Origin of the sequence: Pseudomonas chlororaphis subsp. aurantiaca, assembly GCF_013466605.1 — a bacterium.
GTDB lineage: Bacteria > Pseudomonadota > Gammaproteobacteria > Pseudomonadales > Pseudomonadaceae > Aquipseudomonas > Aquipseudomonas chlororaphis_I.
On the sequence record NZ_CP059162.1, the window covers coordinates 4,702,252 to 4,718,463 of the forward strand.

The 16,212-nt window shown below is 58.6% G+C and carries 11 protein-coding genes, 2 tRNA genes and 2 rRNA genes; 7 read left to right on the forward strand and 8 right to left on the reverse strand.

What is annotated here, in order from left to right:
- Positions 1 to 68 precede the first annotated feature (68 nt).
- The 4 genes from H0I86_RS21105 to H0I86_RS21120 form a co-directional block, all read right to left on the reverse strand.
- Positions 69 to 2,960 (reverse strand): 23S ribosomal RNA (locus H0I86_RS21105).
- Between the two features lie 240 nt (positions 2,961 to 3,200).
- A tRNA-Ala gene (locus H0I86_RS21110) sits at positions 3,201 to 3,276 on the reverse strand.
- A gap of 26 nt (positions 3,277 to 3,302) precedes the next feature.
- Positions 3,303 to 3,379: transfer RNA gene (locus H0I86_RS21115), tRNA-Ile, on the reverse strand.
- Between the two features lie 65 nt (positions 3,380 to 3,444).
- A 16S ribosomal RNA gene (locus H0I86_RS21120) occupies positions 3,445 to 4,981 on the reverse strand.
- The 16S and 23S rRNA genes sit together here with 2 tRNA genes alongside, the layout of an rRNA operon.
- 699 nt (positions 4,982 to 5,680) lie before the next feature.
- Between H0I86_RS21120 and rhtA the strand changes: the two genes are divergently transcribed.
- Complete coding sequence (rhtA, locus tag H0I86_RS21125) at positions 5,681 to 6,568, forward strand: threonine/homoserine exporter RhtA (RefSeq protein ID WP_180922056.1); 888 nt, start codon at positions 5,681 to 5,683, stop codon at positions 6,566 to 6,568.
- Positions 6,569 to 6,737: 169 nt separating this feature from the next.
- Complete coding sequence (locus H0I86_RS21130) at positions 6,738 to 7,019, forward strand: hypothetical protein (RefSeq protein ID WP_009050041.1); 282 nt, start codon at positions 6,738 to 6,740, stop codon at positions 7,017 to 7,019.
- Positions 7,020 to 7,030: 11 nt separating this feature from the next.
- On the opposite strand, the gene H0I86_RS21135 is transcribed toward H0I86_RS21130, so the two are convergent.
- Positions 7,031 to 7,600 carry a TetR/AcrR family transcriptional regulator gene (locus H0I86_RS21135; RefSeq protein ID WP_180922057.1) on the reverse strand — a complete coding sequence of 190 codons (570 nt, stop codon included), beginning with the start codon at positions 7,598 to 7,600 and terminating at the stop codon, positions 7,031 to 7,033.
- Positions 7,601 to 7,693: 93 nt separating this feature from the next.
- On the opposite strand from H0I86_RS21135, the gene H0I86_RS21140 reads away from it, so the two are divergent.
- Positions 7,694 to 8,434, forward strand: coding sequence for an SDR family oxidoreductase (locus H0I86_RS21140; RefSeq protein WP_180922058.1), 741 nt, complete (start codon positions 7,694 to 7,696; stop codon positions 8,432 to 8,434).
- A gap of 35 nt (positions 8,435 to 8,469) precedes the next feature.
- Positions 8,470 to 9,060, forward strand: coding sequence for a 2-hydroxychromene-2-carboxylate isomerase (locus H0I86_RS21145; protein WP_180922059.1), 591 nt, complete (start codon positions 8,470 to 8,472; stop codon positions 9,058 to 9,060).
- Positions 9,061 to 9,129: 69 nt separating this feature from the next.
- On the opposite strand, the gene H0I86_RS21150 is transcribed toward H0I86_RS21145, so the two are convergent.
- From H0I86_RS21150 to H0I86_RS21160, 3 genes are all read right to left on the reverse strand, one after another.
- The gene (locus H0I86_RS21150) at positions 9,130 to 10,938 is read right to left on the reverse strand and encodes an aminopeptidase P family protein (RefSeq protein WP_180922060.1); all 1,809 of its coding nucleotides are present in this window, start codon (positions 10,936 to 10,938) and stop codon (positions 9,130 to 9,132) included.
- A 55-nt stretch (positions 10,939 to 10,993) separates the two neighbouring features.
- Entirely contained in the window at positions 10,994 to 12,163 is a 1,170-nt protein-coding gene (locus tag H0I86_RS21155) for a cysteine desulfurase family protein (RefSeq protein ID WP_180922061.1), read from the reverse strand.
- 321 nt (positions 12,164 to 12,484) lie between these two features.
- Positions 12,485 to 12,751: a hypothetical protein gene (locus tag H0I86_RS21160; protein WP_180922062.1), complete on the reverse strand. Its 267-nt coding sequence runs from the start codon at positions 12,749 to 12,751 to the stop codon at positions 12,485 to 12,487.
- A gap of 401 nt (positions 12,752 to 13,152) precedes the next feature.
- Here H0I86_RS21160 and msuE point away from each other — a divergent pair, with 401 nt between their 5' ends.
- The 3 genes from msuE to H0I86_RS21175 all read left to right on the forward strand — a co-directional run bounded on the left by msuE (position 13,153) and on the right by H0I86_RS21175 (position 16,209).
- Entirely contained in the window at positions 13,153 to 13,716 is a 564-nt protein-coding gene (gene msuE / locus H0I86_RS21165) for an FMN reductase (protein WP_180922063.1), read from the forward strand.
- Between the two features lie 9 nt (positions 13,717 to 13,725).
- The gene (gene ssuD, locus H0I86_RS21170; RefSeq protein ID WP_180922064.1) at positions 13,726 to 14,874 is read left to right on the forward strand and encodes an FMNH2-dependent alkanesulfonate monooxygenase; all 1,149 of its coding nucleotides are present in this window, start codon (positions 13,726 to 13,728) and stop codon (positions 14,872 to 14,874) included.
- Between the two features lie 147 nt (positions 14,875 to 15,021).
- Entirely contained in the window at positions 15,022 to 16,209 is a 1,188-nt protein-coding gene (locus H0I86_RS21175; RefSeq protein ID WP_180922065.1) for an acyl-CoA dehydrogenase family protein, read from the forward strand.
- Positions 16,210 to 16,212 lie beyond the last annotated feature (3 nt).

Sequence of the window (16,212 nt, forward strand, 5' to 3'; positions counted from 1 at the left end):
TCGAACTTTCGGTTCGTTTCGTCTTCACACACCGCAATTCGCTCTTAAGCAAATTGCTTGGGTGTTATATGGTCAAGCCTCACGGGCAATTAGTATTGGTTAGCTCAACGCCTCACAGCGCTTACACACCCAACCTATCAACGTCGTAGTCTTCGACGGCCCTTTAGGGAACTCAAGGTTCCAGTGAGATCTCATCTTGAGGCAAGTTTCCCGCTTAGATGCTTTCAGCGGTTATCTTTTCCGAACATAGCTACCCGGCAATGCCACTGGCGTGACAACCGGAACACCAGAGGTTCGTCCACTCCGGTCCTCTCGTACTAGGAGCAGCCCCTCTCAAATCTCAAACGTCCACGGCAGATAGGGACCGAACTGTCTCACGACGTTCTAAACCCAGCTCGCGTACCACTTTAAATGGCGAACAGCCATACCCTTGGGACCGGCTTCAGCCCCAGGATGTGATGAGCCGACATCGAGGTGCCAAACACCGCCGTCGATATGAACTCTTGGGCGGTATCAGCCTGTTATCCCCGGAGTACCTTTTATCCGTTGAGCGATGGCCCTTCCATACAGAACCACCGGATCACTAAGACCTACTTTCGTACCTGCTCGACGTGTCTGTCTCGCAGTCAAGCGCGCTTTTGCCTTTATACTCTACGACCGATTTCCGACCGGTCTGAGCGCACCTTCGTACTCCTCCGTTACTCTTTAGGAGGAGACCGCCCCAGTCAAACTACCCACCATACACTGTCCTCGATCCGGATGACGGACCTGAGTTAGAACCTCAAAGTTGCCAGGGTGGTATTTCAAGGATGGCTCCACGCGAACTGGCGTCCACGCTTCAAAGCCTCCCACCTATCCTACACAAGCAAATTCAAAGTCCAGTGCAAAGCTATAGTAAAGGTTCACGGGGTCTTTCCGTCTAGCCGCGGATACACTGCATCTTCACAGCGATTTCAATTTCACTGAGTCTCGGGTGGAGACAGCGCCGCCATCGTTACGCCATTCGTGCAGGTCGGAACTTACCCGACAAGGAATTTCGCTACCTTAGGACCGTTATAGTTACGGCCGCCGTTTACCGGGGCTTCGATCAAGAGCTTCGCGTTAGCTAACCCCATCAATTAACCTTCCGGCACCGGGCAGGCGTCACACCCTATACGTCCACTTTCGTGTTTGCAGAGTGCTGTGTTTTTAATAAACAGTCGCAGCGGCCTGGTATCTTCGACCGGCATGGGCTTACGGAGCAAGTCCTTCACCCTCACCGGCGCACCTTCTCCCGAAGTTACGGTGCCATTTTGCCTAGTTCCTTCACCCGAGTTCTCTCAAGCGCCTTGGTATTCTCTACCCAACCACCTGTGTCGGTTTGGGGTACGGTTCCTAGTTATCTGAAGCTTAGAAGCTTTTCTTGGAAGCATGGCATCAACCACTTCGTCACCTGAAAGGTAACTCGTCATCAGCTCTCGGCCTTAGAACCCCGGATTTACCTAAGATTCCAGCCTACCACCTTAAACTTGGACAACCAACGCCAAGCTGGCCTAGCCTTCTCCGTCCCTCCATCGCAATAACTAGAAGTACAGGAATATTAACCTGTTTTCCATCGACTACGCTTTTCAGCCTCGCCTTAGGGACCGACTAACCCTGCGTCGATTAACGTTGCGCAGGAAACCTTGGTCTTTCGGCGTGGGTGTTTTTCACACCCATTGTCGTTACTCATGTCAGCATTCGCACTTCTGATACCTCCAGCAAGCTTCTCAACTCACCTTCACAGGCTTACAGAACGCTCCTCTACCGCATCACTTACGTGATACCCGTAGCTTCGGTGTATGGTTTGAGCCCCGTTACATCTTCCGCGCAGGCCGACTCGACTAGTGAGCTATTACGCTTTCTTTAAAGGGTGGCTGCTTCTAAGCCAACCTCCTAGCTGTCTAAGCCTTCCCACATCGTTTCCCACTTAACCATAACTTTGGGACCTTAGCTGACGGTCTGGGTTGTTTCCCTTTTCACGACGGACGTTAGCACCCGCCGTGTGTCTCCCATGCTCGGCACTTGTAGGTATTCGGAGTTTGCATCGGTTTGGTAAGTCGGGATGACCCCCTAGCCGAAACAGTGCTCTACCCCCTACAGTGATACATGAGGCGCTACCTAAATAGCTTTCGAGGAGAACCAGCTATCTCCGAGCTTGATTAGCCTTTCACTCCGATCCACAGGTCATCCGCTAACTTTTCAACGGTAGTCGGTTCGGTCCTCCAGTCAGTGTTACCTAACCTTCAACCTGCCCATGGATAGATCGCCCGGTTTCGGGTCTATACCCAGCGACTAAACGCCCTATTAAGACTCGCTTTCGCTACGCCTCCCCTATTCGGTTAAGCTCGCCACTGAATATAAGTCGCTGACCCATTATACAAAAGGTACGCAGTCACAGAACAAAGTCTGCTCCCACTGCTTGTACGCATACGGTTTCAGGATCTATTTCACTCCCCTCTCCGGGGTTCTTTTCGCCTTTCCCTCACGGTACTAGTTCACTATCGGTCAGTCAGTAGTATTTAGCCTTGGAGGATGGTCCCCCCATATTCAGACAAAGTTTCTCGTGCTCCGTCCTACTCGATTTCATGACTAAGAGACTTTCGCGTACAGGGCTATCACCCACTATGGCCGCACTTTCCAGAGCGTTCCGCTAATCTCAAAGCCACTTAAGGGCTAGTCCCCGTTCGCTCGCCACTACTAAGGGAATCTCGGTTGATTTCTTTTCCTCAGGGTACTTAGATGTTTCAGTTCCCCTGGTTCGCCTCTTGCACCTATGTATTCAGTACAAGATAACCATCTTATGATGGCTGGGTTCCCCCATTCAGACATCTCCGGATCAAAGTCTGTTTGCCGACTCCCCGAAGCTTTTCGCAGGCTACCACGTCTTTCATCGCCTCTGACTGCCAAGGCATCCACCGTATGCGCTTCTTCACTTGACCATATAACCCCAAGCAATCTGGTTATACTGTGAAGACGACATTCGCCGAAAATTCGCGATTAAACTCACAAATTTTACCTTAGCCTGAATAAACACCAGTGAAAGTGCTATCCAGTCTATCTTTCTATCACATACCCAAATTTTTAAAGAACGATTCTGATAAAGATCAGAAATCAACATTCATCGCCACTTTAGCGGAATGCTCATTTCTAAGCTTTAAACGATGGACACCAATCTGTAATGGTGGAGCCAAGCGGGATCGAACCGCTGACCTCCTGCGTGCAAGGCAGGCGCTCTCCCAGCTGAGCTATGGCCCCGTATCGCTACAGGGTGCACCAGTAATTGGTGGGTCTGGGCAGATTCGAACTGCCGACCTCACCCTTATCAGGGGTGCGCTCTAACCAACTGAGCTACAGACCCAATCGTCTTCTTCAATGAATCAAGCAATTCGTGTGGGAGCTTATGAAGCAGCTGATGTCGTCGATTAAGGAGGTGATCCAGCCGCAGGTTCCCCTACGGCTACCTTGTTACGACTTCACCCCAGTCATGAATCACACCGTGGTAACCGTCCTCCCGAAGGTTAGACTAGCTACTTCTGGTGCAACCCACTCCCATGGTGTGACGGGCGGTGTGTACAAGGCCCGGGAACGTATTCACCGCGACATTCTGATTCGCGATTACTAGCGATTCCGACTTCACGCAGTCGAGTTGCAGACTGCGATCCGGACTACGATCGGTTTTATGGGATTAGCTCCACCTCGCGGCTTGGCAACCCTCTGTACCGACCATTGTAGCACGTGTGTAGCCCAGGCCGTAAGGGCCATGATGACTTGACGTCATCCCCACCTTCCTCCGGTTTGTCACCGGCAGTCTCCTTAGAGTGCCCACCATAACGTGCTGGTAACTAAGGACAAGGGTTGCGCTCGTTACGGGACTTAACCCAACATCTCACGACACGAGCTGACGACAGCCATGCAGCACCTGTCTCAATGTTCCCGAAGGCACCAATCCATCTCTGGAAAGTTCATTGGATGTCAAGGCCTGGTAAGGTTCTTCGCGTTGCTTCGAATTAAACCACATGCTCCACCGCTTGTGCGGGCCCCCGTCAATTCATTTGAGTTTTAACCTTGCGGCCGTACTCCCCAGGCGGTCAACTTAATGCGTTAGCTGCGCCACTAAGAGCTCAAGGCTCCCAACGGCTAGTTGACATCGTTTACGGCGTGGACTACCAGGGTATCTAATCCTGTTTGCTCCCCACGCTTTCGCACCTCAGTGTCAGTATCAGTCCAGGTGGTCGCCTTCGCCACTGGTGTTCCTTCCTATATCTACGCATTTCACCGCTACACAGGAAATTCCACCACCCTCTACCATACTCTAGCTCGCCAGTTTTGGATGCAGTTCCCAGGTTGAGCCCGGGGATTTCACATCCAACTTAACGAACCACCTACGCGCGCTTTACGCCCAGTAATTCCGATTAACGCTTGCACCCTCTGTATTACCGCGGCTGCTGGCACAGAGTTAGCCGGTGCTTATTCTGTCGGTAACGTCAAAATACTCACGTATTAGGTAAGTACCCTTCCTCCCAACTTAAAGTGCTTTACAATCCGAAGACCTTCTTCACACACGCGGCATGGCTGGATCAGGCTTTCGCCCATTGTCCAATATTCCCCACTGCTGCCTCCCGTAGGAGTCTGGACCGTGTCTCAGTTCCAGTGTGACTGATCATCCTCTCAGACCAGTTACGGATCGTCGCCTTGGTGAGCCATTACCTCACCAACTAGCTAATCCGACCTAGGCTCATCTGATAGCGCAAGGCCCGAAGGTCCCCTGCTTTCTCCCGTAGGACGTATGCGGTATTAGCGTCCGTTTCCGGACGTTATCCCCCACTACCAGGCAGATTCCTAGGCATTACTCACCCGTCCGCCGCTCTCAAGAGAAGCAAGCCTCTCTCTACCGCTCGACTTGCATGTGTTAGGCCTGCCGCCAGCGTTCAATCTGAGCCATGATCAAACTCTTCAGTTCAAACATCTTTGGGTTTTGAGAAAACCCTAAACTTGGCTCAGCAATCGTTGGTTACATCTTTGATTTCTCGCGGAGTAACTTGTGATGCTGATAATCTTTTTGACTATCAGTCTGACTCCACAAGCACCCACACGAATTGCTTGATTCAGTTGTTAAAGAGCGGTTGGTCAAGTCTTTCGTCTCAACCGAGGCGCGCATTCTACAGCAGCCCCTGTATCTGTCAAGCGGTTATTTTAAGAAGTTTTCAAAGTTTCCTTTGCAACTTCAACCACTTGCGCTTCCGATCTCTCGTCAGCGGGAGGCGAATTCTACAGCGTTACACGCTGCTGTCAACACCTCTTTTTCTCCGCTTTCGACCGAGAAGATCGAACCGTCAACAAGGCGAAAACAAGACACCTTACCAACTCCTTCGGGCTTCGATGAACTGAAGCGCAACCGCTGTCGAAAACTGCGTAACTCGTTGAATCTCAAGGAGTTTTCCGTTTCGACTGCGCCGGAATTGGGGCGAATTATAGACTCCCAGAATCTGCCGTCAACCCCTAATTTGTCTTTTCTATCAATAACCTGCAAAAACAGATAAATCCTTCTCTATATAAGAAGAGCAGAAACACCATGAGCAATATATTGCTCATGCGCTCTTAGTTGAGCATCATGTCGGCGCCCCCAATCTCCCTTTTTAAACCCGGATGATGCCTTGCCATGAATGACCAGCCCCGCAGCCTAACCTCAACCCTGTTCCCGGCGGGACTGCTGCTTATTGCCATGGCGTCCATCCAGTCCGGCGCCTCACTGGCCAAAAGCATGTTCCCGATCGTGGGCGCACAGGGCACCACCACACTGCGCCTGATCTTCGCCAGCATCATCATGCTGCTGCTATTGCGCCCGTGGCGCGCGAAGCTCACCGCCAAGTCCCTGCGCACGGTCATTGTTTACGGGATGGCACTGGGTGGAATGAACTTCCTTTTCTATATGTCGCTACGCAGCGTTCCTCTGGGAATCGCCGTCGCCCTGGAATTCACCGGCCCGCTTGCCGTGGCCATTTATGCTTCGCGAAAAGCCATCGACTTTCTCTGGATCCTCCTGGCGATTATCGGCTTGCTGCTGTTGATCCCTACCAGCGACACCAGCGCCGGCATCGACCTGATCGGTGCAGGCTATGCCTTAGGGGCTGGTGTGTGCTGGGCGCTTTACATTCTGTTCGGGCAAAAAGCCGGAGCCGACAACGGCATCCAGACCGCAGCGCTGGGTGTAATGATCGCCGCCTTGTTCGTTGCACCTATCGGTATCGTGCACGCCGGAGCCGCCTTGCTGACCCCCAGCCTGATTCCCATCGCCATCGGTGTGGCCATTCTCTCCACTGCCCTTCCCTATAGCCTGGAGATGGTCGCCCTGACCCGAATGCCGGCGAGAACCTTCGGCACGCTGATGAGTATCGAACCAGCTTTCGGTGCCTTGTCTGGGCTGCTGTTCCTCCACGAATACCTGTCTCTCGCACAATGGCTGGCTATTGCCTGCATCATCCTGGCGTCAGTGGGTGCGACCCTGACCATGCGCAGCGAATCGAAACCTTTGGTAGCAGCGGATTGATTCTCGGTTGTACATAGCTCTGGCATTTGCCGCTCAATTAGGCCATGTTTAGGCGCTGTAACTCAGCGCCAGTCATGGATTTTTCGGGCAAGGACCGCACAGACACCAAAGTGACAGCTAACGCAGTCGAACCCGGACAACAGATCCGGGATCAGCAATAGGGACAGGAATGAAACGTTTTTTGATTCTGTTAGCCGTACTTGCCATCGCAGGTTGCGCCGCAACTTCGAAAACCGAGGTCAAACGCGGAAAGAAGGGCCTGCATATCAACTGCTCCGGCCTGTCCTCCTCCTGGGACAAATGCTACGCCAGCGCTGCCACCTCCTGTGGCCCCAAAGGCTACAAAGTGATCGCCAAGTCCGGCGATACGGTGGAGGATCCGGGTGATTACCCCTTCGGCCTGAACCCCGCCGGCTACACCAGCCGCAGCATGATCGTCATCTGCAAGTAGGCAGCAGCTGCCTACTGCATATCCTGCGCTGGCAACTGACGAACAATTTCGTCATGGCTCGATTTCAGGACCTGGCGCTGAATGTCCGGACTGACCAGCATTCGCGCCACCACCAACGCCCCCACACATTGCGACAGGATCGACCAGGCTAGGCTATCGCTGCCCAGGGTGTGCGCCCAACTCTGCTGCAAACGGCAAATCCAGTCTTCCGCCTGCTGTCGAACCACCTCGTCCGCCCGTGAAATTTCCGCGCCCAAGGTCGGCAGCGCACAGCCTGTTTCCGGACTCTCGACATGCGCCATGCTCAAGTAGTGCTTGAGGCAGCGCTCAAGCCGCATCCGGCTTTGCTCGCCATCGGCACCCAGGCGCTCAAGGCTCTGGCTCAGTTCCCGTTCGACAATCGAACCGAACAGCTCATCCTTAGACGAAAAGTGGCTGTAGAACGCACCGCCACTCAGCCCGATCGCTTTCATCAGGCCATCGACCCCCACGGTCGAAAACCCTTCCTTTTTGGCTGACACGGCGCTGCTTTGCAGCAACCGCTCCCTGGTTTCCTGCTTGTGACTGGCTGAATAACGCATGACGCCCCTCTCCTCTCTTCGCCTTGACGCTCGGCGAATCGTAGCATAACGTTCGTTTAGTTAACGAACGTTTACCAATAGAGCGATCCCACCATGACTACAGCTACAGAGAACAAGAAAGTCGTTTTGGTCGTCGGAGCCGGCGATGCCACAGGCGGTGCCATCGCCAAGCGTTTTGCCCGGGAAGGTCTTGTGGCCTGTGTCACCCGACGCAGCGCGGACAAGTTGCAGCCACTGGTGGAGGCCATCCAGCAATCGGGAGGCGAAGCCCACGGGTTCGCCTGCGACGCTCGAAAAGAGGAAGAAGTGATTGCCTTGATCGAACAGATCGAGCGCGAGATCGGCCCGATCGAGGCCCTGGTGTTCAATATCGGCGCCAACGTGCCGTGCAGCATCCTCGAGGAAACAGCGCGCAAGTACTTCAAGATCTGGGAGATGGCCTGCTTCTCGGGTTTCCTCAATGCGCGGGAAGTGGCCAAGCGCATGGTGACTCGCAAACGCGGGACCATCCTGTTCACCGGGGCCACCGCAGGTTTGCGTGGCGCTGCGAGCTTTGCCGCCTTTGCCGGAGCCAAGCATGGCATTCGCGCACTGGCGCAAAGCATGGCCCGGGAACTGGGACCGTTGAACATCCACGTTGCTCACGTGGTGGTCGATGGCGCCATCGACACTGACTTCATCCGCAACAGCTTCCCGGAAAAATATGCGCTCAAGGATGAAGACGGCATCCTCAACCCCGAGCACATCGCCGACAACTACTGGCATCTGCACAGCCAGCCCCGAGATGCCTGGACCTTCGAACTGGATCTGCGGCCCTGGAACGAACGCTGGTAGCCCCTCCCCCATAACAACAAAAAGGAGCATTACCGATGAGCAAAACCGTCGAGTTCTTTTTCGACCTGGGCAGCCCGACCTCGTACCTGGCCTACACCCAACTGCCGAAGATCTGTGCCCGGACGGGCAGCCAACTGATTTACCAACCCATGTTGCTCGGTGGCGTGTTCAAGGTCACTGGAAATGCCTCGCCAATCAGCATCCCCGCCAAGGGGCGCTACATGCTTCAGGACCTGGCGCGTTATGCCAGGCGTTATGAGGTGCCGCTGGCGTTCAACCCACACTTCCCAATCAACACCCTGCTGCTGATGCGCGCGGTGACCGGCATGCAGCTGCGACATCCACAGCGTTTTATTGCCTTTATCGACTGCCTGTTCCGCGCACTCTGGGTCGAGAAGCGCAACCTGAACGATCAGGCCACAGTGGCAGCGGTCCTCAGTGAAGGAGGATTCGATCCGCAGGAAGTGCTGGCCCTGGCCAACGATGAAGAAGTCAAGAACGCCCTCAAGGACAAGACCGAACAAGCCTTGCAGCGCGGCGTGTTTGGCGCGCCGAGCATGTTCGTCGATAACCAGCTGTTTTTCGGCCAGGATCGCCTGGACTTTGTCCTCGAAGCCTTGAGTTAAGCCAAGACATCGATATGACGAGCAACGCAATTCGCACTGCCAGCCCAAAGCCGGCAGCGCGACTCACGTTCAGAGAGTTGCTGTACGGGTATTCAGCCATTCCAGCGCCGCGCCCTGCAGCAGCGGACTCAGGCGCCGACGCACTTCAGCGTGGTAGGCGTTGAGCCACTCACGCTCGTCCTGGGTCAGCAACGACGACTCCAGGCAGCGACTGTCGATCGGGCACAGGGTCAGGGTTTCGAACTTGAGGAACTCGCCGAACTCGGTGGTGCCCGCCTCACGGTTCATCGCCAGGTTTTCGATGCGCACGCCCCAACGGCCCGGACGATAGGTCCCCGGCTCGATCGAAGTGATCATCCCTGGTTGCATTGCGGTTTGCGGGGCCGGTGCCGCCTGATAGGCGATCACCTGCGGACCTTCGTGGACATTGAGGAAGTACCCCACGCCATGGCCGGTGCCGTGCCCATAGTCCACGCCTTCGGCCCAGATCGGCGCGCGGGCGATGGCGTCCAGCAGCGGCGACAGGATGCCCCGCGGGAACTGCGCCCGGGACAAGGCGATCACGCCCTTGAGCACCCGCGTGCAATCGCGTTTCTGCTCCACGCTCGGAGTGCCGACCGGGACCATGCGGGTGATGTCCGTGGTGCCGCCCAGGTATTGGCCGCCGGAATCGATCAGCAGCAGGCCATCGCCTTCGATCACCGCGTGCTCTTCTTCGGTGGCGTGGTAATGCGGCATCGCGCCATTGGCGTTGAACGCGGCGATGGTGTTGAAACTCAGGGACACGTAACCGGGACGACGAGCCCGGGCCGCAGTCAGGTGCTCATCGATGGTCAGTTCGGTGATGCGCTCACGGCCCCAGGCCGACTCCAGCCAGGCGAAGAATTCGCAGAGCGCGGCGCCATCCTGCTCCATGGCGTGACGGATATGCTCGGCATCGGCCAGGCTTTTCTGGGACTTGGCCAACGTCGTCGGGTTCAGGCCTTCCAGCAGCTTCACGACACTCCCGAGGTTGTCCAGTAAACCGGCGGTAACCCGCGCCGGATCCACCAGCAGGCTGGCGCCGTTGGGGATCGCACTGAGGGCCGCGGCCACTTCGCTGTAGTCACGCAGGCTGATGCCGTCCTGCTCCAGCACGGCACGCAAGGCGTCATCGACTTTGCTCAGCGCCACGAACAGCGTCGCCTGCTGCTGGCTGATCAGGGCGAAGGAGACGAATACCGGGTTGAACGAGACGTCACCGCCGCGCAGGTTGAACAACCAGGCGATGTCATCGAGGGTGGCGATGAAATGCCAATCCGCGCCTCGCTCTTTCAGGGTTTCGCGCAACTTGCCGAGCTTCTCGACCCGGCTGACCGTGGCCTGGGGCGGCAAATGCTGATAGATCGGCTGATCCGGCAGGCTCGGGCGGTCGCTCCAGACTTTGTTCAGCAGATCGATATCGGTGCGCAGGCGAGCGCCACGTTCCTGCAACTTGTTGCCCAGGGTACGCGCCGAGGCCAGCGCCATCACCGCGCCGTCGACTGCGACCACGCCCCCTTCCGGGGTCTGCTCGGCCAGCCAGTCCAGCGGACCGGGCTGGCCCGGCAACAGTTTGACCAACTCGATGCCGCTGCCCTTGAGCTCCTTGGTCGCCTGCTCCCAATAACGGCTATCGGCCCAGACCCCGGCGAAATCAGCCGTCACGATCAAGGTGCCGACTGAACCGTGAAAACCCGACAGCCATTGCCGGCCTTGCCAGTAACCGGGCAGGTACTCCGACAGGTGCGGGTCGGCCGACGGCACCAGCAGGGCATGAATGCCCTCGCGGCTCATCAGCTCACGGGTGCGCGCCAGGCGCTGGGGGACCACTCCATTGGTCAAGGGCTGCGTACTCATTGTGTCTCCTGCTACCAGGTGAATCATTGTTATTGGATACCGAGGGCATAAGCCCTCAGGGTTGGGCAACCGCCCAGAACGCCGGTGCACTGGCGGATGAAGCCTTGATCAGCTGGACGGCTTGATCGATGTCCTGCTCGGTGGTGAAGCGGCCCAGGCTCAGGCGGATGGTCCGCCCCGCCGCCCGGGCGTCGAGCCCCAGCGCCAGCAACACATGGGACGGCGCATTACACGCCGAGTTGCAGGCCGAGGTCGCGGAAAACGCGATGGAGGCACTCAGGGCCGCCGGGTTGAACTCCCCTTCACCGAAGGTGAGGCTCAAGGTATGAGGAATGCGTTGGGCTGGGCTGCCGTTCAGGCGCAGCCCCGGCACGTCGGCCAGTTGTTCGAGCAGGCGCTCGCGCAGCCGAGCGATGGTCGCCGCTTCCTCATCAAAATGTTCGGCGGCCAGGGCAAAGGCGGCGCCCATGGCGGCAATCTGATGGGTCGCGAGCGTCCCGGAGCGCAAGCCGCCTTCATGGCCGCCGCCGTGGATCTGCGCCTGCAAGCGCTGCTGCGCGCGAGGGCCGACGTACAGCGCACCGATGCCCTTGGGGCCGTAAATCTTGTGGGCGGAAAAGGACATCAGGTCCACCGGCCACTGCGCCAGGTCGATCGCCACCTTGCCCGCGCCCTGGGCCGCATCGACATGCAGCAGCGCACCGCGCTCGCGGACCACGCGGCCAATGCCTGGAATGTCATTGACCGTACCCAGCTCGTTGTTGACCAGCATCAGCGACACCAGGAAGGTGTCGTCGCGCAGGGCTTCGCTGACCGCCTCGGGGGTGATCAGCCCGTCGCGGTCCGGTACCAGGTAAGTCACTGCCACGCCGGCAGCCTGCAGCTGGCTGGCGGTATCGAGAATGGCCTTGTGTTCGATCTGGCTGGTGATGATGTGCCCGCCGGATACGCCCCGGGCCTGAGCCACGCCCTTGAGCGCCAGGTTGTTGGATTCGGTGGCGCCGGAGGTCCAGACGATCTGCTCGGGCGCCGCGCCCACCAGTTGGGCGACCTGCTGCCGCGCCAGCTCGACGCTGCGCCGGGCCTGTTGGCCGAAGGCGTGGGAACTGGACGCCGGATTGCCGAAGTTACCGTTGAACCCCAGGCATTCCAGCATCACCTGAATGACTCGCTCATCCACCGGCGTGGTGGCGGCGTAGTCGAAATAGAGAGGACGTTTATTCATCGCAAAAATACCCGCAGAGCCTGTTCCAGGATCAAGGTTCGCTCGGTGCCGAACGCTGATACGCGCCTTTTCGGCAACGCAAAAACGGCAGACCGTCAGCAATACCCGATCGGATGCAGTTAAAGAAGGACAACTTCATTTAAAAGTGCGTAGGAACGCTCCCGAGGGGCAGCTTAACAGGCTCCGGGAGCCGGGTTAAGCGAGGTTCGGCCAAGGGGCCGAAGAACACGGCGGAAGGCGGGGAAAATCATCACAGGGTTTTGCCGACTGTCACCGACAGTCCGTCAGCCTCTGCGAGCAAGGCCGCGGAAGATCGACAAATCAGCTGGCACGGCCATGCAGGGTCACGCTGTGTTCGGCGTTCATTTCGCCCTGCTGGTCGAAACCGAAGGTCCGTTGCGGGGCAAGCAGCTCGGCCTTCTTCTGCTGGTATTCGTCAAAGGACAGCCCGCGCCGGTTCAGGGCTTCCAGCGCCAGTTCGCGAGTTTCCTCGGCGGTATAAGGACGAGATTCCGGGCCCGGCTGGCTGGCACAACCGGCCAGGACCGAGGTGACGACAAGCAGGGAAAAGACGAGCGAACGGTTCATGGCAAAGGCTCCTGGATCTGGGCTGCGAGGCAATGGACACAGGCTACCGTCGCCCTTCCCGGGGCAGAAATCATCACGCTCGATAGTGGCTATCGATTCCCCTATCGCAGCCCATAGCGCCCTCTCTTATCTCTAAAAGACCTATAAATATTGAAATAAAATATTTTTTAGGAATATCAGTAAACCTTTATAACAGGCCCATCGCGCCGCCTGCTGTTGCCTCGGCAACTGTTCGCCAGGCAACAGCCAATCAACAAAACAGTGTCTCCCCAACAACAGCCTGATCCTGCAACAGCGCCACAAGCCCCTCCACTCAAGGCTTTGCCCCGCTGGTACAGCTCTTGCTCAAGCCCTGGGACTACTCACTGCTCGTTGAGCCCTGTTCAACAAAGGAACTGATCATGTCGCGTCCATTAAAAGTCGTTGCCCTGTCCGGTGGAACCTGGCGCCCCTCGCGCACCCTGGTGCTGACCCAGGCGCTGCTCGCCGAACTGGCGGGGCAATTGCCGATCGAGAGCAAACTCATCGAACTGGGCGACATCGCCCGCCCATTGGGCGCGGCCCTGTCCCGCCAGGAACTGGCGGCGGAAGTCGAAGCCGAGTTGCAGGCCATCGAAAGCGCCGACCTGCTGATCGTCGCAGCGCCCGTGTATCGCGGCTCCTACCCGGGACTGCTCAAGCATCTGTTCGACCTGATCGACTTCAACGCCCTGATCAATACCCCCGTGCTGCTCGCCGCCACCGGTGGCAGCGAGCGTCATGCCCTGGTGCTGGATCACCAGTTGCGGCCGCTGTTCAGTTTCTTCCAGGCCCTGACCCTGCCGATTGGCGTCTATGCCACCGAGGCCGACTTCGCCAACTACCAGATAACCAGCGAGCCCTTGAAGGTCCGCATTCGCCTTGCGGCAGAACGCGCCGCGCCCCTATTCGGCGTGCATCCGAAAAATCTGCTGAAAATCGCTTAAGGACCTGTCATGGACGTTTTCTGGTTTCTTCCGACTCACGGCGACGGCCATTACCTGGGCACCACCCAGGGCGCGCGTCCGGTCACCCTCAACTACCTCAAGCAAGTGGCCCAGGCCGCGGACAGCCTGGGTTATCACGGCGTACTGATCCCCACCGGCCGCTCGTGCGAAGACTCCTGGGTGATCGCCTCGGCGCTGGTGCCCCTGACCGAACGCCTGCGCTACCTGGTGGCGATCCGTCCGGGGATCATCTCGCCGACCGTCTCGGCGCGCATGGCCGCGACCCTCGACCGGCTATCCAACGGTCGCCTGCTGATCAATGTGGTGACCGGCGGCGACCCCGACGAGAACCGTGGCGACGGCAGTTTCCTCAGCCACAGCGAGCGTTATGAAGTCACCGACGAATTCCTGAGGATCTGGCGCCGCGTGCTGCAAGGCGAAGCCGTGGACTTCGAAGGCAAGCATCTGCATGTACAGAACGCCAAGGCCCTGTACCCGCCGGTGCAGAAGCCCTATCCGCCGCTGTATTTCGGCGGTTCCTCGGACGCCGCCCATGACCTCGCCGCCGAACAGGTGGATGTCTACCTGACCTGGGGCGAACCACCGGCCGCCGTCGCCGCGAAACTCGCCGATGTGCGTGAGCGGGCCGCCCGCCATGGCCGCACGGTGAAGTTCGGCATCCGCCTGCATGTGATCGTGCGCGAAACCGCGGAAGAGGCCTGGAAAGCCGCGGACAAGTTGATCGAACACATCAGCGACGAGACCATCGCCGCCGCGCAGCAATCCTTCTCGCGTTTCGACTCCGAGGGCCAGCGGCGCATGGCCGCCCTGCATGACGGGCGGCGCGACAACCTGGAAATCGCCCCCAACCTCTGGGCCGGCGTCGGCCTGGTGCGTGGCGGCGCCGGCACCGCGCTGGTGGGCAACCCCGAGCAGGTCGCGGCGCGGATCAAGGAATACACGGATCTGGGGATCGAGAGCTTCATTTTCTCCGGCTACCCGCACCTGGAAGAAGCCTATCGCTTTGCCGAACTGGTGTTCCCGCTGCTGCCGGAACCCTATGCCAGCTTGGCCGGACGTGGCGTGACCAACCTCACCGGGCCGTTCGGCGAAATGATCGCCAATGACGTGTTGCCGGCGAAGGTAGCTGGAGGCTGATGGCCGTGGCGGCCTGCTGCCCGGTCACCCGACAGAACGCTACGCGGGCAAGCCCCGCTCCTACAGAAGCCACCTGCGGCTGCTCGCTCTCCCTGATAGCCCACCGATTTCACGGCCCAACAACCGGCCCCGAACGAGGAACACCGCGTGACTGCCAAGCCGCAAAGCGCCCTGTTGTCCCCCTTGCAGACCGCCCGCCAGCTGGCGGCCGAGTTTGCCCTGACCGCCGTCGAACGCGACGAACGCGGCGGAACCCCGAAAGCCCAGCGCGACGCCCTGCGCCAGAGCGGCCTGCTGGCCCTGAGCATTCCCACCCAGTACGGCGGCCTGGGCGCCATCTGGAGCGAGACCCTGAACATCGTCCGCGAGTTCGCCAAGGTCGACAGCTCCATCGCCCACGTCTTCGGCTTCCATCACCTGATGCTGGCCACCGTGCGCCTGTTCGCCCGCCCGGAACAATGGCAACCCTGGTTCGAACAGACCGCGCGCAAGAACTGGTTCTGGGGCAACGCCCTCAACCCGCTGGACACCCGTACCGTGGTGAAGAACCTTGGCGGCTGGCGCGAGTTCTCCGGCAAGAAGAGCTTCTGTTCCGGCGCCAGCGATTCGGAAATGCTCATCGCCTCGGCGGTCGACGAAAGCAACGGCGGCAAGCTGCTGATCGCCGCCATCCCCAGCGGCCGCAGCGGCATCACCCTGCACAACGACTGGAACAACATGGGCCAGCGCCAGACCGACAGCGGCAGCGCCAGCTTCGAGCGGGTGCGGGTCGAGGAATCGGAGCTGCTGCTGGACCCGGGGCCCTTGAGCACGCCCTTTGCCTGTCTGCGCCCACTGATCGCCCAGCTGACCTTCACCCATATGTTCCTCGGCATCGCCGAAGGCGCCTTTGAAGAAGCCCGCCAGTACACCCTCACCGAAACCCGGCCCTGGCATAAGTCCAGCGCCCAAGAGGCCTATCAGGACCCTTACGTGCTGGGCCATTACGGCGATTTCTGGGTGGCCCTGGAAGGCATGCGCCTGTTGGTGGAGCGCGCCGCGGAGCTGCTGGACAAGGCCTGGGCCAAGGGCCCAAACCTGAGCGCCGAAGAACGCGGCCACCTGGCCACGGCCATCGCCACCGCCAAGGTCGCCACCACGCGCCAGGGCCTGGAACTGTGCAGCCGCCTGTTCGAGGTCACCGGCGCCCGCTCCACCCACGCTTCCCTGCGCCTGGACCGGCATTGGCGCAACCTGCGCACGCAAACCCTGCACGACCCGGTGGATTACAAACTCCATGAGTTGGGTGACTGGGCCCTGAACCAGTCCCTGCCGACCCCGACTTTCTATTCCTAGCCT